Genomic DNA, 23,304 nt, shown 5'->3' with positions numbered 1-23,304 from the left:
GGGAAGGGCTCATCGGCCTTCGGGGGACAGGCGGGCCTGGACGGGGCGGCCGTCGACGGTGTCGAACTCGATGAGGGTCGAGTCGCCGTGCGGGTACGTGTGGCATGGCTGATCGCCGTCCGAGGCCCGCCAATGGCCGGCGACGGTGATGCGCAGCCGGTGCGGACGGCTGGGACGGTTCAGCCACGGCCGGGAGAAGGCGGTGTAGTGGCCGACGTAGGTGTCGCCCTGGTACTGCTCCTGGTCGATGCCTTCGTACAGCCGCAGGTCGGGGTCGCACACCGCGACGATCAGGTCCTCGTCATCGGCCCGGACCAGCAGCAGGGAGGGGGTGTCGACCTCGCGGACCGGGCCGGTAGTCAGGTCGCGGGTGGCCTCGAAGACCGCGTAGCCGGTGATGCCGGTGGCCCGGTCGGTCACGACGTGGGCGACGGTGTCGGCGCGTGCCACGGTGCAGGGGGCCGTGTCCGGGTCGGCCATGGCCCTGGTGAAGGCGGCCATCGAGTCGGCGGTGGCGTCCACCAGCATGGCGTACTGGTAGCCGGCGCCGTCGGGTGCGGTTCCGTGCCGGATCCAGGCGGTGGCGAAGTCGCCGGTGGTCGGCTGGTCGGTGCCCTGGTCGCGAGAGGACTGGGTCGAGCGGCACAGGCCGATCCGCTGACCGGCGGGCAGGTAGTAGCCGATGCCCTTGTCGTCGAGCAGCCACCGAGGTTCGGTGAGGCGGATGTCGGGCCGCTCGTAGGGGAAGGTGGTGACGGGCACGGCTCCGTCCACGTAGGTGGGTGCCGTCCGGTCGCTCAGGTGGGTCTGGAAGAGGGTGGTCTCGGTCTCGTTCACGTGGTCGGTGTTCTCGATGCCGCTGCCGACGGCGATGATCCGGTCGTCGAAACAGAACACCGACTTCAGGGCCCGGTGCGAACCGTCGTACTTAGGGTGTTCGTGCAGTCTCATCGCGAACATCCCGTGTCGGCCGTCGATGGTGTGGCCGCCGGCGAAGGGCGAGTCGGTGAGGAGCATCTCCTCTATGGCGCCGGTGAGATCGGCCTTCAACCGAGGCAGCGGCACGTTGATGGCGGTGGTGCCGGGCCAGCGCTTCCAGTCCCAGCCGTTCTGGCTGAAGCCGCTCGCCGCGTTGGTCACCGGGTTGCCGCGGCCCAGGACCTGGATCTGCCCGTAGGTGGAGTATCTGCCGTACCAGTTGGCTCCGTCGTAGGTCTCGGTGGACCACAGATACCGATTGTGTCCGCGCACGGTCAGCAGCCAGTCGTGGCGCCGGTGCAGCGACAGCGCGGCGTAGTTGAGCGTCCAGTTGCCGTTCGGGGCGCGCTCCGCGGTGAAACCGCTGGCCTGGAGCCGCTCCAGGAGCTGCTGCCGCACCGCGGTCGGCTGGGCGGACAGCAGCCGCAGGAACGCCGCCGCGAGCTCCGGATCGATGTCGGACGAGCGGTCCGGGGTTCCGGCCAGGGCGGCCCACAGGTAGGGCGTGACCGACAGACCGGTGTCTCCGGTGGGATGGCGTCCCGCGAGGGCGAGCGGCCAGTTGGTGGTGTCCGCGTACGTGCGCATGGTCAGCAGGGCGCGCTTGAGTGATTCGTGTGCCGGCTGGGAGATCCGGAAGACACCGCCGCTGAGGACGTACACGATCGGGGTCAGACCGGTGAAGCCGTCCCGGGCGTAGTCCGGGTAGAACCCGACGTGGTGGTAGGAGCTGCCGTCCGGCTTGATGCCGTCCTGGATTCCGGCGCTGGGCAGCAGCGCCTGGTTCAGCCAGTCGCGCAGGGCGTGCAGGTAGGCCACCTGCTCGGCCTCGGTGTCCAGGAGGAGAACCGCGGCGAGCATTCCGCGCACCGTGGTGTTGAAGATGTCCATGGTGCCGCCGTGGGCCTGGCGGTCGCCCGAGTCCCGGAAGATCCGGCCGAGCCCGCAGAACCAGGTCACATCGGCGCGCACGGCCGCCAGCAGGCCCGCTTCGCGGAGCACGTCACGCATGAGGTGGACGGAGTCGTAGAGGCCGCGTCCGTCGTAGCCGAAGTGGTGGATGGTGCCCTGGCAGCTGCCGTGCTGCCATCCCTGGTCCCGCAGGTGGACGATCATGCGCAGGTACAGCTCGGCCAGCGCCGGCCGGTCGGCGGCTGCGGCGGCGCTGTATGCCTGCGCCACCTGTTTCATCAGGTCGGTGTAGGAGCGCAGGGTCGCGGCGCCGACGAAAGCCTTGAGATCGGCCGCGATCGCCGCCGGGTAGACCGCCCCCTGGTACGACACGATCGGCCGGCCCCCGCCGGTGGACCCGCGGGCCGGCACGCCCAGGGCGTCGACCTTGGCCGCCAGCACCGTCGCTGACGGCTGTGGTGGCGCCGGCTGGTTCATCACGTTGATCGGTGCGGTCAGGTAGTCGTCGTGGTAGCGGGCAACGAGTGCGCGCAGGGACTCCAGCTCGGCCGGCGACGGTGCCGGTGTGCTGAGCGAATGATCGTCCAGCAGCTGGTCGAAGAGGTAGAGCGCCTGCCAGTGCGCGTTGTCCCAGTCGTCGTTCTCCAGCGCCACGAAGGGCACCTGGACGTCCCTGGTGGGCTGATCCGGTCGCAGGTCCGTGTTGAGCACCAGCTGGTCCACGTACAAGGTGCCGGCCCGGCGCGGCGCGATCAGGCGCACTGTGTCCATGCCGGGGTGTGGGTGGCCTTCGAGGTCGTAGCCGTAGCGCACCCACGCGGTGCGCCAGCCGGCGAAGTCGAGCCGGAAGTCGAACCAGGCGTCGGCACGTCCGCCCTCGCCGAACTCGAAGCGCACCACGTCGTCGACCGGCTCCTCGTTGTACAGCCACACCGAGAACGTGTCGACGACGCCCTGCCAGCACTGGTCCGCGCCCGGTAGGTGCCCGGGGCGGTACTCATCGGGAGTGAACCCGAGATCGGCCTGGATGGTGACCGCGGATCCCGGGGTGTGGTCCCACCGCAGTGAGTGAGTTCCGCAGATCGCGGCCCGGTCGCTGATGCTCAGAGTCGACCCGCTGCCGGCCTTTACTTGGTCGGGAACATGCGTCTCGAAGAGGAAGGCGGGGGGCTGGAGGGCGAGGGCACGCTGCTCCAGGTCGGCACCATCGGGGCTTGCCGACGCGAGCGTGGCGGCTGTCGCACGGTGTCCTGGCGCCAGGGCCAGCGTTCCCGCGGCCAGCAGAGCGCCTGACAGGGCGGCGCGACGACTGAGCCGATGGGAAGTTCCCGGCATGGTGTCCTCCTCGGGCTGCGTGCATGCGATGAGAGACCCCCGGAGCCGCCGGATGTCTCGAAGTGATCGCACTCAACGCAGTACAGAGAGAAGGAATCAAGGTGTAATTCACTGTCGCGGATTTCGACTCCTCCGTTATTCCGCCGAGACTCTCATGACATCGGACCGAGACATGGCGTACAGAGCAGGCGAGAACGAGTCGGGATTCACAGGAATCCTTCTTGAATCATTTCTTTGCAACCAAGTAGACCTTCGGTTCACCGCTCACCATTGGGAGGAAACCAGCCATGAAGAGATCTCGCACGCTCCGTCTCGTCACCGCCTGCACGCTCGGTGCCATCACCCTCACGACCGCGGGCTGCAGTGGCGGCTCGGGCGGCACGGGCGGCTCGGCAGGTGCCCGGGAGCTCACCTACTGGTCGATGTGGAAGGAGGGCGAGCCGGCACAGATCGCGCTGCAGGCATCGATCGACCAGTTCACCAAGAGGACAGGAATCAAGGTCAACGTGCAGTGGCAGGGGCGCGACGTCCTCACCAAGCTGCAGCCCACGCTGACCGGTCATCCCGCCGCCGACGTGTTCGACCGCAACCTCGCGCAGGTGAAGTCGATGATGGTTCCGACCGGTACGGCCAGCGACCTGAGCGGGCTGCTGGGCAGCAAGATTCCCGGCGAGCAGGCCACGATCGCGGACGTCGTACCGCCGGCCTACCGTACCCTCGGCCAGGCGAACGGGAAGCAGGTCATCCTGCCCTACAACGTCGTGGCGACAAGCATCTGGTACAACGCCGCACGCTTCCCCAAGCTGTCCTCTGCCGCTCCCACGACGTGGTCCGCCTTCCAGAAACTCCTGGACAAGCAGAAGGCTGCCGGAAAGGCCCCCCTCGCTCTCGACGCGGACATCCCGGACTACAACGCCTACTGGTACACGAGCCTGGTGGTCAGTCGTCTCGGTGCCGGCTCCTTCCACAAGGCGGCCGGTGACAAGACCGGTGCCACCTGGGACCAGCCCGGGTACCTCCAGACCGCGCAGCAGGTGGAGAAGCTCGCCAAGGGCGGCTACTTCGCCGAGGGTTACAAGGCCAGCAAGTTCCCCGCCATCCAGCAGAAGTGGGCGGCCAACAAGGCGGACTTCATCATCATGGGGTCGTGGCTGCCCAGCGAGGCCGCTTCTTACGCAGCGAACGGTTTCAAGTACGCCAGCTTCCCCATTCCGGGCACCGGCTCGGCGCCTTCCCCGGTGCCTGCCACCTGCTACGGCTGGGTCGTGCCCAGCAAGGCGCAGCACAAGAGCGAAGCCGAGAAGTTCATCAGCTTCATGTACGGCAAGCAGCAGATGCAGGCCCTCGCCGACAAGACCAGCACCATCTCCGCCCGGCAGGACGTCGAGCCGGTGCCCGCTGTCGCCGGCGCCGCCGCCTCGCTCAAGGCCAACGGCACCTACGAGACCGCTGACGCCGTCAATGAAGACTACGCGGAGTGGTGGACGAAGGTCTTCGAGCCGCTGGACGACAAGCTGATCACCGGCGGTATCAACGCCTCGTCGTTCATCTCCCAGCTCAAGTCGCAGTCGGTCGACTACTGGAAGCGGGCGCAGTGATGGCCCTCGTCGCCTCCAAGTCCACGGCGGACCCGGTCGACACCGGTGTCCGCCGGGCCGCCGCCCCCACGGCGAACCACAGCGCGAACCCGTTCCGCAGGCAGCAGCGGCGCCTCTACCTCCCCTTCACCCTGCCCGCGCTCGCCCTGTACCTGGCCTTCCTGATCGCGCCGGTGATCGGCACGTTCTGGATCAGCCTGCACAAGTGGCCCGGCGCCGGCCCCATGGAGTGGAGGGGGCTGCGGAACTACCGGTATCTCTTCGAAGACCCGGTGTTCATGCAATCCTTCCGCAACACCCTGGTGCTGTTGTTCGGCGCGGGCGCGGTGACGTTCGCCGTGAGCTTCGGGCTCACCATGCTGTTGCGCGACATCGCCGGCAAGCGCGCGGCCCGCTCGGTGATCTTCTTCCCCAACATCGTGCCGGCACTGGTGCTGTCCATCCTGTGGGGTTTCCTCTTCCAGTCCGACGGGCTGGTGAACAAGGTGCTCGGCCTGGTCGGCGTGCACCATCCGCCGGCCTGGCTGGCCCAGAACCACCTCTACTCGATGATCCTCCTCGGTCTGGTGTGGACCAGCACCGGCTTCTACACCACGATCATCATGGCGGCAGTGGACCGCATCCCGCCCTATCTGTACGAGGACAGCACACTCGCCGGCGCGAACGCCTGGCAGCGCTTCCGTCACATCACGCTCCCGCTGTCCTGGGACGTCATAGGAATCTGCGCCGTGCTGTGGACCATCAACTCGATCAAGACCTTCGAGTTCATCCTGGCGATGGCAGGCTCCGTCGGTAGCCTGCCCCCGACCCAGACCTGGACCGTCTCCTTGTACGCGTACGCCAGCGCGTTCCACGCCAATGGCGTGCCCAACTACGGCGTCGCCGCTGCCGACTCCATCGTCACTCTGGCCCTCGTGGCCGTCCTCGTCGTCCTGATCCGTCGCCTCATGCGCCGCGACGTCATCGAGTTCTGAGGGACCCCGAACCGTGAGCACCATGACTGCCCTCCGCAAGCTGCGCCGCGGCCCAGCCACCACCGGCCCGTTCCAGCGCTTCCTCGCATCACCACTGGTCTGGCTACTCGTCGCCTTCAACGTGGGCGTCCTCGTCTGGATTCTGCTGTCCTCGACGAAGACGACCCGCGAGCTGATCGCCGCACCGTGGGCGCTGCCCCACACAATCCACTGGGACAACTACGCCCGGGCCTGGTCGGCCGGGAACTTCGGCCCGGCGGCGATAAACTCGGTGGTTCTGGTCACAGCCACGGCGGCTGCCACCATCGCGCTCGCCGCACCGGCGGGCTACGCCCTCAGCCGTCTCGGTGCCCGCAGCGCAAGTCCGATGACCTCCTTCTTCGCCATCGGACTGGGCGTTCCGGCCCAGGCGATCTTCCTGCCGCTCTACGCGGTGATGTCCCAACTCGGCCTGGTCGACAGCCTGTGGGGGCTGTGGCTGCTCTACACAGCGACGTCCATGCCGTTCGCGGTCTTCTTCCTCACCGGCTTCTTCCGGTCCCTGCCGGCAGAACTGGAGGAGGCCGCGGCCCTCGACGGCGCGACCTCCTGGTACACCTTCTGGCGGATCATGCTGCCCCTCGCCCGCTCGGGAATCATCACCCTCGTCCTGCTCAACGTCATCGGGCACTGGGGAGAGACCTTCTTCGCCCTGGTCTTCATCCAGACCCAGAGTCTCCAGACACTGCCGTTGGCCATGCTCGGGTTCATCCAGCAGATGCAGTACAGCGGCGCCGACTGGGGCGGGATGTTCGCGGGCATCGCCATCGTCGTCCTGCCGCTGGTCGCGCTCTACGTCTGGCTCGGCCGCCGGATCATCGAAGGCATGACGCTGGGCTCGGGCAAGTAACCGGAGGTACACAAGGCGCCCGCCGGGGCTGTCCGCCTCCTCCACACGTCCGTACGCGGCTGTCCCGGCGGGCCGTGAGCCGCCGTACCGAAAGGTTTCGTCTCCCTGTGTCTCCCCGTCTGACGGCGCTCCTCGCCATGAATTCTTCCGTGGCAGCGCTGGTCCTTCCTCCCGACCTCCTGGAGCGGCTGCGTGCCACAGCGGAGGTCGACGACGTCATCGTGCATGATTTCGCTGATCCAGAGGCACGACGGGCCCTCGCCCGAACCGACGTCCTGATCTCAGGCTGGGGGTGCCCGAAGGTGGACGCGACGGTGCTGGCCGACGCCCCGAGACTCAAGGCGGTGATCCATGCGGCCGGTTCGGTCAAGGGCCATCTGGCGCCCGAGGTCTGGGATCGAGGCGTCATGGTCTCCTCGGCAGCCGAGGCGAACGCCGCTCCCGTAGCACAGTACGCGCTGAGCGCCATCCATCTTGCCGGCAAGCGCGCGTTCCGCCTCGCCAGTGCCTACCGCGGCGGCGACCACCAGGACCCGACGACCGCGCCCGACATCGGAAACCACGGGCGCACCATCGGGATCGTCGGCGCCTCCCGGACCGGCCGCCTGGTCCTGCGGGGACTTGCCGGGACCGGTCGCCGACTGCTGGTCAGCGACCCCTTCATCACTGCCGACGCCGCCACGCAACTCGGCGCCGAGCCGGTCGACTTGGACACCCTGCTCCGTGAGAGCGACATCGTCTCGCTGCACGCGCCTCTGCTGCGGGAGACCCGCAGCCTTCTGAACGACCGCAGACTGTCGCTCCTCCGTGACGGTGCCGTGCTCATCAACACGGCACGCGGGGCTCTCATAGACACCGAGGCGCTGACCCGTCACTGCGCCGACGGCCGTATTGACGCGGTGCTCGACGTCACCGAGCCGGAACCGCTGCCGGCCGGTCATCCCCTGCTCAGCATGGGCAACGTGCTCGTCACTCCGCACCTTGCAGGAGCCATGGGCACCGAGATCCGGCTGCTCGGAGAATTCGCGGTCGCAGAAGTCGAGCGCCTCGCGCGCCAGGTGCCGCTCGCCGGCCATGTCGGCGCCACGGATCTGCACCGGATCGCCTGAGACTGCTTAACCCCCTGCCGCCTGGCGGTGATCTCGTACTTCACGACGTGCGAAGATCACCGCCAGACCCATGTGCAGGGTCACTCAGCCCTGCACATGGCTCACGGCTCGGACGTCTGCTCCGCCGCACGAGCGCCGGACGATCAGGCGTGGACGCAGATGCAGCTGATGGACGGGCAGCGCGTCACCGCATTCCATGCGCTGCAGGAGCGCCTGTGCGGCGAGCTGCCCCAACCGGAACTTCGGCGGGGACACCGCCGTGAGTGGCACTTCGGCGACATCGGCGAACTCGTTGTCATAGGAGATGATCGCCAGGTCGTCCGGCACCCGCACTCCTGCGCGCCTGGCCGCACCCAGCAGCAAGGACGCTTCCCGGTCTCCGAAACAGAGGACAGCTGTGACGCCGTCCTTTCTGAACGCAGACAGGGCAGTGTCCGCCTGATCCGCGTCCCAGGCCCTCATCCGGTACTCCTGGCGCATGACAGGCGGAAGCCCGAAGTCCGCAAGAGCCCGCTCATATCCGGACGCGATCGGTGCCGCCGTAGGACCGTCCGTGCGAAGCCCGAGTCCGATCCGTCGATGGCCGAGATCACGCAGATGCCGTACGGCATCCCAGGCGCCACCTTCGTGATCGGTGCACACGTGCTCGGTGTCGTCGCCAGGACCTACCTGGGCGAGCCGACGTTCGACCAGGACCACCGGTACCGGGAGCGCCTGGAGCTGAGCGGTCCGGGCCCGCGGGTCGTCCAACTCGTGCAGGGAGGGAACCAGCAGCAGGCCGTGCACGCCCGCTTGGAGCAAATGCCCGATCGCTGCGTCTTCGGCCTGCGGGTCGTAATGCGAGGAGGCCAGTACCAGCCGGGCATGCGACTCGGAAAGTGCCTGTTCAATGCCCTTCAGAACCCGCGGGTAATAGAGCGCCGTATCCGGCACGAGGACGCCGACCACCCGCTGATCCGGTCCATGGGCCGCGACCTCCTTGGTCACGAAGGTCCCGGCACCCTGGCGACGGACGACCAGGCCCTCCTCTGCCAGTTCCTCGTACGCCCGCCGCACTGTCGTCAGGGACAAGGCCATCTCGGCGGCCAGCGCCTGTTCGGTCGGCAGCTTGGCTCCTGGCGGCCAGGTGCCGTCGATGATGGACCGCCGCAGTTCCGCCGCCAGATGGCGAAATTTGAGCTCACGGGAGTTCTGGGGCCGTCGCATCGCACTCTGTGTGCCGCCCCCTGTCGCCTGCCCGTCTGGCTGTATTCCTTCCATCGGTCTCCCTCAAGTGATCCGCCCATCATCACTTCTCAAGGGAGAGGAATAAAGGATGACTACGATTACGTCTTGGCTACCATCCCCTGGCGCCGTTGCTTCGTATGGTCGGGAGCGGAGCAGGGATGACCACGATGGGTATGCGGTCGAAGACCAGGAACCTGCCGGCCCGACATCGGGGCCTCCCCCCATGATGGTGGACACGCTTCATGGTCGTGTCCCGCGTCGTGGTGTGCGCTTGGCGTCTCACCAACGCCCCTATAACAGGGGGACGCTGGACACCGTCCTGACCAGGTTGAAGACCTCTCGGGCCGCATTGGCGTGCCGGTCGCCGCCATGGTTGAGCCGACGCGAACTCCGACGGCCGGAGGAGTACTCGATGGGGCTGACTCCGCACAGGGCGGCAAAGGACGCCTCGGTATTCAGCCGCTCGGGGTTGTCTCCCATGGTGATCAGGAGAATGACGGCGCTGTCCGAGCCGATGCCCACCGGTATGAGCAGCTGCGGGGCGCGGGCTTCGACGAGCCGGGTCAGGCGCCGGTTCAGCTCATCGATCTGCCCGGTCAGCTGCTCGATACGCTGGGCCAGCAGGCTCAGGGTGATGTGGGTGGCCTGGGCCACGGCGTCCTCGTCGCCGCCTCCGTCGTGGAGGCTGAGGCGCGCGCGGGTGCGGAACAGTTCGCGGTTGCCCAGGCTGGACGGTCGTTCCCGCAGGGCCGGGTCGGCTATGACCAGGACAGCTTTGAGCTGGTTGATCGCCTGGGTGCGAGCCTTGACCGCGGAGTCTTTGGCGAGTTTGAACATCCGGGCGCTGTGCACCAGGCCATCGCTGGTTTTTACCCGAGCCCGGGTGCGACCACTGAGCAGGGCCCGCGCGGCTGCCTGCGCATCGAGCGGGTCCGACTTCCCCAGCAGACGGCGCGCTGTGCGGTCGGGCCGGTTCACTTCGTACACCTGGACACGCTGAGCCAGCAGGTAGCGGGACAGGCCCGCACCGAAGGTGCCGGTGCCCTCCACACCGGCCCGGCGCACCGTCCCCAGCTAGCGGGCCCAGACGAGCAGCCGACGGTAGCCGGACGCCGCTCCGCATCGGCCGTAGCACACGGGTCGTCACCACGTCCCTGCTTGGGGTACTCGACAGCGGCGAGGTCAAGTACAACGGAGGCCGCACAGGATGCTGCGCTGCAGGCCCTCTTGGCCACCCACACGAAGAGGCCCCGCCGGACAACCGGCGGGGCCTCTTCGTGTCACAGGCGAGTCACCAACCCCATAGACGCCCTCCCACCCAACGGTCCCAAACTGGACATAGGTGTCCGCATTGGACTGGCTGGACGCCCTAAGACGGCTTTGCCTACCTGTGCCATGTGGTACCCAGTGAGGGACCCAAGATCAGGACGGGAGCCTCTTCTGGCCCGTCAAAGCGGTCTTGCAGGGTGTTCGACGGTGTCTCACTCACGCCTCAGACCCTCTCACGTATCACGGACGCCCCTATAACGGGGACGCTGGATACCGTCCTGACCAGGTTGAAGACCTCTCGGGCGGCATATCGCTTGAGGCATCGGATGATCTCACGTCGGGTCTTGCCCTCCTGAGTGCGGCGTTCGTAGTACGCCTGAGCACTGGGGTCGAAGCGCAGGCGGGTGAACACGATGCGGTGAAGAGCGGCGTTGGCCTGCCGGTCGCCGCCATGGTTGAGCCGACGCGAGCTCCGACGGCCCGAGGAGTACTCGATGGGACTGACTCCGCACAGCGCGGCGAAGGACGCCTCGGTGCTCAGCCGCCCGGGGTTGTCTCCCATGGTGATCAGGAGAATGACGGCGCTGTCCGGGCCGATGCCCACCGGTATGAGCAGCTGCGGGGCGTGGCGTTCGACGAGCCGGGTCAGGCGCTGATTCAGCTCATCGATCTGCCCGGTGTGCTGCTCGATGCGCTGGGCCAGCAGGCTCAGGGTGATGCGGGTGGCCTGGGCCACGGCGTCCTCATCGCCCCCGCCGTCTTCGCCGCCGAGCGGGCTGAGACGCGCGCAGGTGCGGAACAGCTCGCGGTTGCCCAGGCGGGACAGTCGTTCCCGCAGAGCGGGGTCGGCGATGACCAGGACAGCCTTGAGCTGGTTGATCGCCTGGGTGCGAGTCTTGACCGCGGAGTCCTTGGCGAGTTTGAACATCCGGGCGCTGTGCACCGGACCGTCGCCGGTTTTTGCCCGGGCCCGGGCGCGACCACTGAGCACGGCCCGCGCAGCAGCCTGCGCATCGAGCGGGTCCGACTTCCCGAGCAGACGGCGGGCCGAGCGGTCGGGCCGGTTCACTTCGTACACCTGGACGTGCTGAGCCAGCAGGTAGCGGGACAGGCCCGCTCCGAAGGTGCGGTGCCCTCCACACCGGCCCGGCGCACCGTCCCCAGCTTGCGGGCCCAGACGAGCAGCCGACGGTAGCCGGCCGCCCTGGCCGGAAAGGACTCGGAGCCCAGGACCTTCCCCAGCGGGGAGACCACGGAGGCAAGGTGCTGCGCTGTCTGGTCGTCATGGTGGTTCCCCTCCCGCGTGGTGACGTGCTGGGCGGTTGGCACCGGCCGCCTGCTCGGGCGGTCTGAACCGTGATGGCGCCTGACCGTCGGCAAGGCCCCTATTGGGACACGCCCTGTGGCTCGGTACCAGCAGGCGCCATCCCGCAACGACAGTCGACAAGCCCGTGACTGGACACTTCGGTCATAGATCTCATGAGTCAAGACCCCCGTCCGGGACGGCACTGCGCCACCGTCCCATTGATCCGGGCACAACGGCATGACTCGATCACTGCCGGATGGCTTCGAACGAACCGGCGCTCAACCTGGTCTGGACGGGCTGACACTGCGTTGACTCTTCGTCCACTCGCGACCGGCAATGACGGACAGCCTTGTGGTCCGCCTTACCGGCTGTCCTTCGTCGACCACGGCACGAACGGCCTCGGACGCGGCTGGGCCACGCCTTTTCCGGGTCGCGTCGGTGCATCCTCACTGAGCCCCAGGCGGGCAAGCCGCCCGGTTCTGGTCGAAGTGACTGTCTCTGCCGCCTTGCCGCACCAGCCGGCCCATCCGGGCGGCTTCGGCTACGGGCATGAGAGTCCACCTACCGTCGCTGCGGCGCAAAGCGGCGGAGTGCCAGGGGGTCGTCCAGGCGTCGGGGGCGTCGAGGAGGCGGATGCCGAATTTCGGGGCGCCGATGGGCTGGGGATGGATGGAGAGGCGTACGGCGTGCGGGTGGTGTTCGGCGATCAGGGTGCCCCAGGCGCGGCTGCGTTGGATGACGCCGTAGGCCCGTTGGCGACATACGCGTTGGAGGGCGGAGCGGGTGCCGGTCCAGCCGGCGGTGTCCTCGACGAGGAAGCGGGTGATGCCCCGGTAGAGGGCGAGGCCTTGGTCGTCGGCGCGGGCCTCGGCGCGGAGGGCCTCCAGGGTGGGGGCGTAGCGCTCGTGGATGTGGGTGCGTTTCGTGTCGTGCGGGAGGTCGCCGAGGACATCGCGGAGATCGAAGACGGACAGTCTGTGGAGGCCCATCCGGCCCATCTGTATGCGTAGGTCGTCGGCGTAGGCGTCGATGTGGTCGTCGGGGACGCCGATGAGGTCGCCGAAGACGTGGCCGTCGGAGCAGATGATCACGCGGGCGCCGGGCGGGTAGATCTGCTCGATCTTGGTGCACAGGGTGTTCAGGAAGGTCAGGGAGAGGCGTTCGCCCTGGTCGGGGAGGTGGCCGAGGACCTTGGCCGGGTTGGGGGACTTGCAAGGGAAGCCGGGCAGCGTGAAGACAATGGGGGCGCCGTCGCGTACGAAGGCGGCGATGCGGCGCAGCTGATGCGGGAACGCTTCCGGGGGAGCGGGGGCGGGGTCGGTCGTGCGGTGGTGGGGCAGAAGCAGGTTCAGGATCTCGGTGGCGATGCTCGTGGGGAGGGCGTCCGGCGCGGTCGTCAGGGGCATGTCGTTCCTCCTGGGGTACGAGGGCGTGCGAGGGCACGTCGACATGGCGCCGTGGCGGAAGGGGAAGCCAGGCGCCTGGGGTCAGTGGGCGTGGGTCAGCTGGGGCCGGGTCGGCTGGTGTGGCCGGACCCGGTCAGCGGTACGCCGGTGTCAGAGGCGGCGTTCGTAGCCGACGGGGAGGTGGTTGGTGCCGCGGCCGAGGACGGCCGGGATCCACTCGATGTCCTCGTCTCTGATGGCCAGATGGAGGCCGGGCAGGCGGGCGAGGAGGGTGCCGAGGGCGATCTGGAGTTCGGCGCGGGCGAGGGCGGCGCCGGGGCAGAAGTGGATGCCGTGGCCGAAGGCGAGGTGGGGGTTGGGTGAGCGGTCGAGGTTCAGGGTGTCCGGGTCGGGGAAGCGGCCCGGGTCCCGGTTGGCCGCGCAAAGGGAGACGATCACGGAGTCGCCGGCCGGGACCTCGGTGCCGTGCAGGTCGCTGTCCTTGTCAAAGAAGCGCCAGGTGCTGAGCTCGAAGGCGCTGTCGTAGCGGAGGAGTTCCTCGACGGCGAGGGGCAGCAGGTCCGGGTTGTCGCGTAGGCGGGCGAGCTGGTCCGGGTTGCGGAACAGGGCGATCACGGCAGTGGTGATCTGGTTGGTGACCGGCTCCTGGCCCGCGACGAGGAGCTGGAAGATCATCGAGTCCAGCTCCTCCTGCGACAGTTCGCGGCGGTCACGGGCCACGACGAGGCGGCTGAGCAGGTCGTCGTCCCAGTGCTCTCGCTTGTGGGACACGACATCGGCGATGTAGCTCTGCAGGCCGTGCAGGCGGGTCTCGTAGAGTAGGCGTCCGGGGTCGGTGGGGCCGACCGGCTGGACGACCTTGCCCCAGTCGCGGTCGAAGCGGGCCGCGAGTTCCTGCGAGAGGCCGATGACTTCAGCGAGGACCTGGAAGGGGAAGTGGGCGGCGAATCCGGTGACCAGGTCCGCGGGGCCGTGCTCCGGCAGTGCGTCGACGAGGGCGTCGGCCAGTTCCTGGAAGCGCGGGCGCAGCTGCTCGATGCGGCGCGGGGTGAAGGCGTCCGTCACGAAGCGGCGCATCCAGGTGTGCTTGGGCGGGTCCTGGTGGAGGAGATGGACCTGGAGCTGGGAGTGCTGGGGCTCGGGCATGATCGAGGCGCGAGCGCGCCAGCGGTCGTTGCCCCGGTCGTGGTTCTTGCCGAGGCGGTTGTCGTTCAGCGCGGCGTGGGCGGCGTCGTAACCGGTGACGAGCCAGGCTTGGACGCCGCTGGGGAAGAGGACCCGGTGGACGGGCCCGGCCTCGCGCATCTGCTCATACAGGGGGTAGGGGTTGCTCTTGTACGGGCAGCCCATCAGCGGCACCGGGGCGGGGAAGGCGTCCGGGTCTGCGGCCGGCTGCTGTTCCTGGAGGGTCATAGGTAGGCTCCTCAAAGGGCGAGTTCGGGCCGGTAGTGGTCCAGCCAGAGGGAGAGGTCGACGACGCGTTCAAGGCGCAGGCGGTGGCCCCACTCCAGGCGCTCGGGCGGGGCGTCGAGGCAGGGCTTGATGCGGGTCTCGTCGGCGAGGGCACGGACCTGTTCGGTGGCGAGCGCGTCGCGGGCCAGCTGCTGCAGGCCGCGGTTGTAGTCAGGGTGGTGGGTGGCCGGGTAGTGGTTCTTGGGGCGGTACAGGACCGAGTCCGGAGCAAGGCCGGCGCCCATCGCGCGCAGCAGGCTCTTCTCCCGTCCGTCGAAGCTCTTCAGCGCCCAGGGGGTGGTGAAGGCGTACTCGACGAGCCGGTGGTCGCAGTACGGGACGCGGACCTCCAGGCCCTGGGCCATGCTGAGGCGGTCCTTGCGATGCAGGAGCTGGCGCAGCCAGCGGGTCAGGGACAGGTGCTGCATCTCGCGCTGCCGGTGCTCGGCGGGCGTCTCGCCGTCCGTGTGCGGTACGGCGGCCAGCGCGGTGCGGTAGGTGTCGTCGCGGAATTCGGCTATGCGCAGGTCGAGTTCGGGGTTCAGCGGCATGGCGGCCTCGTCACCCGTCACCAGCAGCCACGGGAAGGTTTCCGCTGCCAGGGCTTTCGGGTTGTGGAACCAGGGGTAGCCGCCGAAGACCTCGTCGGCCGCCTCGCCAGAGAGGGCCACGGTGGAGTGTTCGCGGATCTTGCCGAACAGCAGGTACAACGACGTGTCCATGTCGCCGACACCGATGGGTGAGTCGCGGGCCACGACGACGGCCTTGCGGTGCTCCGGATCGAGCAGGGCGTGCGGGTCGAGGACGACGGTGCTGTGGTCGGTGCCGATGAAGGCGCCGGCTTCGGTGGCGTAGGGCGTGTCATGGCCGGTGCGTAGGACGTCGCCGGTGAACTGTTCCGCCTGGTCGCTGTAGTCGACGGCGTAGGAGCGGATCCGGGCGTCCGGGCCTTCGTGCAGGCGGAGTTCGTCGGCGAGCAGGGCGGTCAGGACGGTGGAGTCGATGCCGCCGGAGAGCAGGCTGCACAGAGGGACATCCGCTTCGAGCTGGCTGCGGGCCGCGGCACCGACCAGGGCGCCGATCCGCTCGATGGCCGTGTCCTGGTCGTCGGTGTGGTCGGCGGCCTCCAGCTGCCAGTAGTGGAGTTCGCGGATGCCGGCCCGGTCCAGGACGAGCACGCCGCCCGGCTCGACTTCCCGGATCCCGGACCACACCGTCGGACCGGTGTTGAACAGCAGGCTGTACGCCTCCCGCAGCCCGTCCGCGTCCACCCTCGGCCGGATCTCCGGGTGGGCGAACAGCGCCTTCGGTTCGGAGGCGAAGGCGAGGCCGCCGTCGACAGTGGCCCAGAACAGGGGCTTCACCCCGAGCCGATCGCGGACCAGCAGCAGCCGCTGGGCGCGCTCGTCCCAGACGGCGAAGGCGAACATGCCCTCCAGGTGTTCGGCCACCTCCTCGCCCCACTCGGCGTACGCGCGCAGCACCACCTCGGTGTCGCTGCGCGTGTGGAAAACATGGCCCCGGCCGCGCAGTTCGGTGCGCAGTTCGTGGTGGTTGTAGACCTCGCCGCTGTAGGTGAGCACGATGGCCGACCGGTCGGGCCGGTCGGTCATCGGCTGTACGCCACCTTCGAGGTCGATGACGGCCAGTCGGCGGTGGCCGACCGCGGCCCGCTCGCCGAGCCAGACGCCTCCGGAGTCGGGGCCGCGCGGGGTGAGGGTGGCGGTCATGGCCTCGATGACTGGGGCCTGGGTGCGGGCGTCGCTGTGGAAGGACGCCCAGCCGGTGATTCCGCACATGGGGAGGACTCCTCGGTCAGGGGTGGTGGGCGGCGGGAGCCGCGTCGGTGGACATCTCTTGCACGAGCGCCGGCCTCCGTCCTCGCAGTGCGAGCAGGGGTACGGCGATACAGGCGGCGGCTGCCGCCAGGGTCAGCCCGGCCGTCACACCGTCATCGCCGCCGGCCAGGCCCCAGGCGGCGCTGGCCAGGGCCGGGCCGAGGGTGAAGCCGAGGCTGCGGGCGAGCTGTACGGATGAGCCCACGGTCGCCGTGCGTTCAGGTGGGGCGGCTCCCATGACGAGGGCCTGGGTCGGGCCGCCGTTCAGGCCCATACCGATGCCGGCCAGCGCCAGCCGCCAGGCCACGGCCGGTAGCGACCAATCGCCGCCCAGCGGAACGAGGAGGAGCAGACCGGCGGTGGTGAGGGCGGCGCCGGTGACCGCGACCGGCCGGGCACCGTACCGGTCGGCGAGACGTCCGCCGACCGGCCCGGCCAGCCCCATGCCGAGCGGGAAGGCGAGCACGGTCAGACCGGTCGTGGTGGCGCTGACGCCGTCGTCACGCTGGAGGTGCAGGGCGACGACGTAGTGCATCGCCGCGAAACCGGCCGCCAACGCCAGCACCGCCGTATGCGCCCGGAACAGACCCGGCGCCCGCAGCGCCCCGGCCACCGGACGGCCGCCCGGTCCCCGCAACCACCACCACAACGACGGTACGGCGGCAAACGCGAGCACCAGCCACCCCGGGCTTCCCGACGCCAGGGTCAGCGCCAGCAGCAGGGCAGCCACGCCCAAACCCACCAGCACGGCATCCGCTGCCGACCGGCGGTCGGGCATGCGCAGGCCCCCGTCCCTTGGCATCGCCCTCCATGCCACGACCAGGGCGAGCAGACAGAAAGGGATCTTGACCAGGAACACGGCGCGCCAGCCCAGGTGGTCCAGCAGCAGGCCGCCCACCGCCGGACCGGTCACCGCGCCCAGCGGGCCCAGCGTCGCCGGCACACTCATGGCCCGCCCGCGCAGTCCCGGCCGTACCGAACGCAGGGCGAGAACCGGCATCAGGACGAACAGCGCGGCCGCGAACGCGCCCTGCGCGAGGCGGGCGGCGATCAGCCAGGACGCCCAGGGTGCGGCGGCCGCCAGCGCGCTGCACAGACCGAAGCCCGCGGTCGCGACCAGCAGGGCGGAGCGCATCCCGACCCCGTCCAGCCACCGGCCGACAGGCAACAGCAGTGCCACCACGGGTAGTTGATAACCCAGCACCGCCCACTGAGCGGTCGCAGCGGAGACGTGCAGACCGTCGGCGATGTCCGCCAGAGCCACGTTGACGATGTTCATGTCGAGCATCGCCACGAACGACAGCAGGCCGGCCACCACAACGAGCAGCCAGCGGTCCTCGCCGCCGACGGGTATGTGGCCGGGCTGTTGGGAACCGGGACTGTGGCCTGTCACCGTTGCCGCCCCTCACGGTCGTGGGTGGGCTGCCGGACGGCAGCCTCGTCCCACAAGTCGGGAGGGATCGCACACGAGTTCCCGGGCGCGTCCAAAAATCATGGCGGGCAGGCTGAAACTGCCCGCGCCGGTCAGTCGCGGCGGCCGCCGCGTGCCGGCCTGCCCGACACGGCCGACTCCACCAGCGGGTACAGCAGCGCGCAGAGGATCAGCCCGGCGCCAGAGCCGACAGCCGCGCCGAACCCTCCGTCGACGACGGATCCCAGCCAGCCGTACCCGGCTACGAGAACGGCCACGGTGACCGCGTGCAACGGCCAGGCTCTCCCGTTGATCCGCGCCCAGCCGCGCCGGATCGTCCTGGGCTCAGGATCCCAGGGCCATGTCGCGTGGGAACCGCTGTGCACGTCGTGCCGGAGCCGCGCCATCCGACTGCCCTCCCCGACAGTGCTGAACACGCCCGCTGCCCGGTGCGTGCCGCGTAGGGTTCCTTCTCTGCCGCCGGACATCGAATCGGCATGCCTACGGCGGAACTCCGTGCTCCGCTCAGCCGACCACTGAGGCGACGGCGTCGGCCTGAACGTCCGCGTTCGGGCATCCGTACGCCACGCCAAAGTCTCCTCCGCATGCAGGAGTTGCGCTATGGACCAGAAGCAGTACAACGTCACGGGAATGAGCTGCGAGCACTGCGCGGCGAGCATCAGGGAAGAGGTCTCCGAGGTACCCGGGGTGAGCGAGGTCGTGGTCGACCTCGCCGCCAACGCCGTCACCGTGCACGGCACGGACCTTGACGACGAGCGGCTGCGCGCGGCGATCGTCGAGGCCGGGTACGGCATCGGCGACTCGATCGCCGCCTGACCCCGGCAGCCGGCCGAGCGGCCAGGACGCGACCTCGCCCTGCCCGAGCCCGTTCATCAGCCCGTTCATCCCCGGGCGCGTGTCTCCAGCGGCACGGCCGTCGGCGCCTCGTCCGCCGGCGTCTGGTGGTCGAAGGCGATGAGCGGGTCACCGGTCAGGGGATGGTCGACAACCGCAGCTCGCACCCCGAACACCTCCGCCATCAGCGCGGGCGTGAGGACTTCCCGCGGCGGGCCGGAGGCGACGACCAAGCCCTCGTGCAGGACGTGGAGGTGGTCACAGACGGAGGCCGCGGCGTTCAGGTCATGCAGCGACACCAGGGTCGTACGGCGCTGGGCCCGCAGGAGGGCGAGCAGGTCGACCTGGTGGCGGATGTCGAGGTGGTTGGTCGGTTCGTCCAGCACCAGGATGTCCGGGTTCTGTGCGAACGCCCGTGCCAGCAGGACACGTTGGCGCTCTCCGCCGGACAGGGCCGTGAAGCGGCGCCCGGCCTGTTTGGCCATGCCGACGTCGGTGAGCGCCTGCGCGACGATGTCCCGGTCGGCGGCGTCCTCCCCGGCCAAGGCCCGCTTGTAGGGCGTACGGCCCATCGCGACGACCTCGCGCACGGTCAGCTCGAAGTCGCTCCCGCGCTCCTGCGGCAGGGCGGCCACATGCCGCGCCGACTGGAGCGGGGTCATCTCGCGCAGGTCGGTGCCGGCGAGCAGCACCCGCCCGACGGTGGGCTTCAGGTGCCGGTAGACGGTGCGCAGGAGCGTGGACTTGCCGCTGCCGTTCGGGCCGACCAAGCCGGTGATCTCGCCCGCGGCGGCGACGAGACGGGCGCCCTCGACCACCGTACGGCCCGCATAGGCGACGTGCAGGTCCTCGATGTCGATCCTCAACTGCCGCTCCCCAGACGCCGGTCCAGTAGGTACAACAGGGCCGGAGCCCCGAGCATAGAGGTGACCACGCCCACCGGCAGCTCCTGCGTGTCCATCGCCGTACGGCACACGATGTCGACCACGACCAGCAGCAGAGCGCCGAACAACGCGGAGATCGGCAGGAGGCGTCGGTGGTCACCCCCCACGACCAGACGGCAGACATGCGGCACCATCAACGCGACGAACGCGATCGCGCCGGAGACCGCCACCAGGACGCCGGTCAGCACGCTAGTCACGGTGAACAGCTCACGGCGCAGCCGGGTGACGTCGATGCCGAGTCCGGCGGCCGTCTCGTCGCCCATCAGCAGGGCGTTCAGGCCCCGGGCGCGTGCCTGGAGCCACAGCAGGGCGGTGGGTACGGCGACGGCGGGCACCACGAGCAGCTGCCAGGTCGCGCCACTGAGGCTGCCCATGAGCCAGAACAGGACACTGTGGGTCTGCTGCTCGTCCCCGGCCTGCAACACCAGGTAGCTGGTGAACCCTGAGAGGAACTGGCCGATCGCGACGCCCGCCAGCACCAGCCGCAGCGGCGCGAACCCTCCACCGCGCCGGGCCACCGCCCACACCAGCGCGAACGTCGCCAGCGCGCCGGCAAAAGCCGCACCGGACAGGCCCAGGCCCAGTGCCCCGCCGGCGCCGAGGCCGAGGACGATCGCGGTGACCGCACCGAGGGAGGCGCCGTTGGAGATGCCCAGCAGGTACGGGTCGGCCAGCGGGTTGCGCACCAGCGCCTGGACGGCCGTACCGACGACACCGAGGCCGGCGCCGACGAGAGCAGCGAGCAAGGCACGAGGCAATCGCAGCTGCCAGACGATGAGGTCGTCCGTGCCGGGGCGCGGAGACTCACGGGACAGCCGGCGCCACACCACACCCCACACCTCGTCGGGCGGGATCGATGTCGAGCCCCAGGCCACAGCCGCCGTCAGCGCGGCCAGCAGTGCCACGGCCAGAACCGCCGTCAGCGGACCGGCGGGCAGGCTGCCGCGCTCCTCCGCAGCCGCGGCTTTCCGGCGCACCAGTGTGAAGGCCACGGTCAGGCGACCTTGCCCGGGTAGAGGGTCTTGGCGATGGCCTCGACCGTGTCGGCATTCTCGACTCCCGCGATGGTGGTCTGCTCGGAGCCGATGCGCAGGAAGTGGCCCTCCTTGACTGCCTTCAGGCCCTTGGTGGCCGGGTTGGACCGCAGCCACTGCTCGGCCTCGTCGAACGCCTTATTGTTCGCCGCCTCACTGCCGCGGTTGCGGACGCCGAGCTGGATCCAGTCGGGGTTCTTGGCGATGACGTCCTCCCAGCCGACCTGCTTGTAGTCGCCGTCGCAGTCCGCGAAGACGTTGCGGGCTCCGGCCAGAGTGATCACCGCGTTGGCGACCTGGCGGTTGCAGGGGACGGAGGGCTGCTTGGTACCGGCGTCGTAGTCGAAGAAGAAGTACGTGGGCCGGCTGTTCTCCGCCGTACCGCCGACCGCCTTCTGGACGGCGGCCACCTTCTCCTTCATCCCGGCGACGAGTTTCTGCGCCTGCGCACTGGTGCCGGTGACCGCGCCGAGGGAGGTGATGTCGGCCTCGACAGCGGACAGATCGGTCACTGGGCTCTTGCTCTGGGCAGCACAGGCGGTGGACTTCAGGTAGATGTGCTTGATCCCGGCGGCCTTGAACTCCTCCGCCGTCGGCGCGTCCCCCATGCCTCCGCCCCCCATGCTTCCCGTGGAGGCGAAGGTGTCGATGTAGAGGTCGGCTCCGGAGCCGAGCAGCTTCTCCTTCGGGATCACGGTCTGGCTGAGCACCTTGGCCTTCTGCGCTTGCGCGTCGAGGGTGCCGGGCAACGTGCCCTTGCCGGGCGGGAAGCCGGTGCCGATCACCTTGTCGTCGGCGCCGAGGCGGAGCAGCAGTTCCAGGCTGGAGGCGTTGCTGGTGACGATTCTCCTCGGGGCGCTGGAGAAGGTGGTCTTCGCGCCCGTGCAGTCGGTGACAGAGACCGGGTAGGCGCCGGAAGTCGCCTTCCCGGCCTGCCCCGCGTTCCCGTCCGCCGTGTCCTTCCCCCCGCCACCGCAGCCCGCCAGCAGCAGGCCGCCAAGCACGACGGCCGCGGTACCGCCCCACACACGAGAACGCATCGAACAACTCCCGGATCCACTCGGTACACGGGCGAGCCTTCGCCACCCGCTCCAGTAGTCGGAGCGAAGGTGCCCCGAGTTCCCGGCCAGTTGGCAATCCGGCTCAGGTGAACCGCTCCCGGTACTCCGGCGACGAGGGTGCCGGTGCCCTTCTTCAAGCCGGCACCGGCACCCTCCCGGAGCGTCAGGCCGCCAGCGCGGCAGGCCGGTCCGCCTCGTCCAGCAGGCCCATCAGCGTTGCGCGGGCGCGGGCCACGCGGGAGCGGACCGTGCCGATCGGGCAGTCGCTCACCTCGGCGGCCTCCGCATACGGCAGGCCGAGCAGCTGCGTGAGGGTGAACGCTTCCCGACGGTCGTCGGGCAGCGACGCCAGCAGATCGAGCAGGGCAATGCCGTCGTCGAAGCCGGGCAGGTCGCACGGCTGAGCCAGTTCGGCGGCCAGCTGCCAGTCCGGTACGTCCGACAGACGGGGGCGGGCGGCGGCGTACCGGTAGCTGTCGATCACCGCTCGGCGGGCGATGGACAGCAGCCAGGCCCGCGCCGAGGAACGCCCCTCGAAACGGTGCAGGCTGCCGAGCGCCCGCAGGAACGTGTCCTGCGCCAGATCGTCCACCGCCTGGGGATCGCCGCACAGATGGGCGACATAGCGCTGGACGTCCCGGTGCAGGGCGCCCACGAATTGCTCGACCGCGTCCGCGTCACCGCCGCGGGCGGCCAGCGCCCATGCGGTGATCGATTCGTCGAGCGCTGCCGGAGTGTTGTTCCGGGTGCGCGAGGTGGGCAGGGCAGAAGTAATCACCTGGTGTCCTTCTCGGGTCAACCGTGATCCGGACCAGGGCACGCCACAGCGCACGGTCCGGTGAAAGTGGGAGAGACGGCCCTACGGCGTCGCTGCGGCGCTACAGCGCCTGTGCAGTCGTACGGCCGTGGCCCGAGGCGCACACGGCAGCCGGGCAGCCTCGGAAAACCAGCTGTCTTCAGGCGACAGCGGTTCCCACGGGCGGACCCCGAGAAGTGATCGCGTGGACGAGAAGGAGGAGACGCGGCGCCCGGTCCGAGCGGCGACGCCGCAGGTGGACGCGCGGGCGGTCCGGGGTGGCGGGCAGGGCGAGCAGCAACCGCAGCGGTGCCGCCAGCCAACCGGCCGTCACCCGCAGGATCCGGAAGGTGGCCTTCTCGCCGTACGCCAGCCACAGGCCGCACAGCACCGCGGCGAGCAGGTGGGCAGCCAGCATGCCGAACGACGACCAACCACCGTTCATGGAGTGACCCATGTGATCCATGGGGCTCATGCCTGTGTGGTGCATAGGCATGGCGCCCATGTCCATGGAGCCCATCGGCATCGAGCCGTCCATGGAGCCCATGCCGCTCATGTCCACGGAGGCGGAGCCGTCGGACGTGCCGGACATCGACTGGGCGTAGGAGAACGCCTCGTGCAGCACCGTCTGGCCGGCGACCATGACCGTCACGATCAACGGCAGCCCGCGTTCACGCCCCGCCAGACACCAGCCCACGCCACCGGTCACGGCCCCGCCGGCCGCCAGCACCCACACGGGCACGTTGCTGCCCGACATCAGGACGTGGCCCAGGGCAGCGAGCAGCACGCACATGGCCGCGAACACCGCGGCCCGTATCGCGCGAGCACACCACCCTGCTGTCATGGCGCCTCATCCTCGCATCCGGGCTTCGGTCGTCATGCGTGGGTACGGACATCCACGGGGGACCGT

At 69.3% G+C, this 23,304-nt stretch carries 19 protein-coding genes and 1 pseudogene; 5 read left to right on the top strand and 15 right to left on the bottom strand.

Annotation, left to right across the window (positions count from 1 at the left end; genetic code table 11):
• Positions 1–9 precede the first annotated feature (9 nt).
• The gene (locus AB0M27_RS29965; protein WP_365726086.1) at positions 10–3,225 is read right to left on the bottom strand and encodes a chondroitinase family polysaccharide lyase; all 3,216 of its coding nucleotides are present in this window, start codon (positions 3,223–3,225) and stop codon (positions 10–12) included.
• Positions 3,226–3,512: 287 nt separating this feature from the next.
• Here AB0M27_RS29965 and AB0M27_RS29960 point away from each other — a divergent pair, with 287 nt between their 5' ends.
• The 4 genes from AB0M27_RS29960 to AB0M27_RS29945 all read left to right on the top strand — a co-directional run bounded on the left by AB0M27_RS29960 (position 3,513) and on the right by AB0M27_RS29945 (position 7,795).
• On the top strand, positions 3,513–4,823 hold the full coding sequence (locus tag AB0M27_RS29960; RefSeq protein ID WP_365726084.1) for an extracellular solute-binding protein: 1,311 nt from the start codon (positions 3,513–3,515) through the stop codon (positions 4,821–4,823).
• Positions 4,823–5,797, top strand: coding sequence for a sugar ABC transporter permease (locus AB0M27_RS29955; RefSeq protein WP_365726082.1), 975 nt, complete (start codon positions 4,823–4,825; stop codon positions 5,795–5,797). Before AB0M27_RS29960 ends, AB0M27_RS29955 begins: the two co-directional genes overlap by 1 nt.
• A 22-nt stretch (positions 5,798–5,819) precedes the next feature.
• Positions 5,820–6,686, top strand: coding sequence for a carbohydrate ABC transporter permease (locus AB0M27_RS29950; protein WP_365726129.1), 867 nt, complete (start codon positions 5,820–5,822; stop codon positions 6,684–6,686).
• Positions 6,687–6,793: 107 nt separating this feature from the next.
• Positions 6,794–7,795, top strand: coding sequence for a hydroxyacid dehydrogenase (locus AB0M27_RS29945; protein WP_365726080.1), 1,002 nt, complete (start codon positions 6,794–6,796; stop codon positions 7,793–7,795).
• An 84-nt stretch (positions 7,796–7,879) separates the two neighbouring features.
• Here AB0M27_RS29945 and AB0M27_RS29940 read toward each other — a convergent pair whose 3' ends face one another.
• The 9 genes and pseudogenes from AB0M27_RS29940 to AB0M27_RS29900 all read right to left on the bottom strand — a co-directional run bounded on the left by AB0M27_RS29940 (position 7,880) and on the right by AB0M27_RS29900 (position 17,982).
• Positions 7,880–9,001: a substrate-binding domain-containing protein gene (locus AB0M27_RS29940; RefSeq protein ID WP_365726079.1), complete on the bottom strand. Its 1,122-nt coding sequence runs from the start codon at positions 8,999–9,001 to the stop codon at positions 7,880–7,882.
• 312 nt (positions 9,002–9,313) lie between these two features.
• Positions 9,314–10,087, bottom strand: a complete 774-nt coding sequence (locus AB0M27_RS29935) for a transposase (RefSeq protein ID WP_365726077.1) — start codon at positions 10,085–10,087, stop codon at positions 9,314–9,316.
• Between the two features lie 325 nt (positions 10,088–10,412).
• Positions 10,413–10,511 (bottom strand): annotated as a pseudogene (locus AB0M27_RS29930) (3-oxoadipate enol-lactone hydrolase); the annotation flags it as partial.
• 3 nt (positions 10,512–10,514) lie between these two features.
• Entirely contained in the window at positions 10,515–11,360 is an 846-nt protein-coding gene (locus AB0M27_RS29925; RefSeq protein WP_365726075.1) for a transposase, read from the bottom strand.
• A 683-nt stretch (positions 11,361–12,043) separates the two neighbouring features.
• Positions 12,044–13,003, bottom strand: coding sequence for an isocyanide synthase family protein (locus tag AB0M27_RS29920; RefSeq protein WP_365726073.1), 960 nt, complete (start codon positions 13,001–13,003; stop codon positions 12,044–12,046).
• 150 nt (positions 13,004–13,153) lie between these two features.
• Positions 13,154–14,416 (bottom strand): cytochrome P450, encoded by a 1,263-nt coding sequence (locus AB0M27_RS29915; protein WP_365726071.1) that lies wholly within the window; start codon positions 14,414–14,416, stop codon positions 13,154–13,156.
• Between the two features lie 11 nt (positions 14,417–14,427).
• Positions 14,428–16,254 carry an asparagine synthase (glutamine-hydrolyzing) gene (gene asnB / locus AB0M27_RS29910; protein ID WP_365726069.1) on the bottom strand — a complete coding sequence of 609 codons (1,827 nt, stop codon included), beginning with the start codon at positions 16,252–16,254 and terminating at the stop codon, positions 14,428–14,430.
• A gap of 16 nt (positions 16,255–16,270) precedes the next feature.
• Complete coding sequence (locus tag AB0M27_RS29905; protein ID WP_365726067.1) at positions 16,271–17,686, bottom strand: MFS transporter; 1,416 nt, start codon at positions 17,684–17,686, stop codon at positions 16,271–16,273.
• Positions 17,687–17,817: 131 nt separating this feature from the next.
• Entirely contained in the window at positions 17,818–17,982 is a 165-nt protein-coding gene (locus tag AB0M27_RS29900) for a hypothetical protein (protein ID WP_365726065.1), read from the bottom strand.
• A 343-nt stretch (positions 17,983–18,325) separates the two neighbouring features.
• Here AB0M27_RS29900 and AB0M27_RS29895 point away from each other — a divergent pair, with 343 nt between their 5' ends.
• Positions 18,326–18,541, top strand: a complete 216-nt coding sequence (locus AB0M27_RS29895; RefSeq protein WP_365726062.1) for a heavy-metal-associated domain-containing protein — start codon at positions 18,326–18,328, stop codon at positions 18,539–18,541.
• Positions 18,542–18,606: 65 nt separating this feature from the next.
• On the opposite strand, the gene AB0M27_RS29890 is transcribed toward AB0M27_RS29895, so the two are convergent.
• From AB0M27_RS29890 to AB0M27_RS29870, 5 genes are all read right to left on the bottom strand, one after another.
• Positions 18,607–19,425, bottom strand: coding sequence for an ABC transporter ATP-binding protein (locus AB0M27_RS29890; RefSeq protein ID WP_365726060.1), 819 nt, complete (start codon positions 19,423–19,425; stop codon positions 18,607–18,609).
• Entirely contained in the window at positions 19,422–20,495 is a 1,074-nt protein-coding gene (locus AB0M27_RS29885; RefSeq protein WP_365726059.1) for an iron ABC transporter permease, read from the bottom strand. The genes AB0M27_RS29890 and AB0M27_RS29885 overlap by 4 nt, the downstream gene beginning before the upstream one ends.
• A 2-nt stretch (positions 20,496–20,497) precedes the next feature.
• On the bottom strand, positions 20,498–21,577 hold the full coding sequence (locus AB0M27_RS29880) for an ABC transporter substrate-binding protein (RefSeq protein ID WP_365726055.1): 1,080 nt from the start codon (positions 21,575–21,577) through the stop codon (positions 20,498–20,500).
• A gap of 184 nt (positions 21,578–21,761) precedes the next feature.
• Entirely contained in the window at positions 21,762–22,376 is a 615-nt protein-coding gene (locus AB0M27_RS29875) for a sigma-70 family RNA polymerase sigma factor (RefSeq protein WP_365726053.1), read from the bottom strand.
• A 178-nt stretch (positions 22,377–22,554) separates the two neighbouring features.
• On the bottom strand, positions 22,555–23,238 hold the full coding sequence (locus AB0M27_RS29870) for a hypothetical protein (protein WP_365726051.1): 684 nt from the start codon (positions 23,236–23,238) through the stop codon (positions 22,555–22,557).
• Positions 23,239–23,304: the final 66 nt, after the last annotated feature.

The organism is Streptomyces sp. NPDC052107, from assembly GCF_040680215.1.
GTDB lineage: Bacteria > Actinomycetota > Actinomycetes > Streptomycetales > Streptomycetaceae > Streptomyces.
This window is presented reverse-complemented; position numbering and strand designations above follow the sequence as displayed.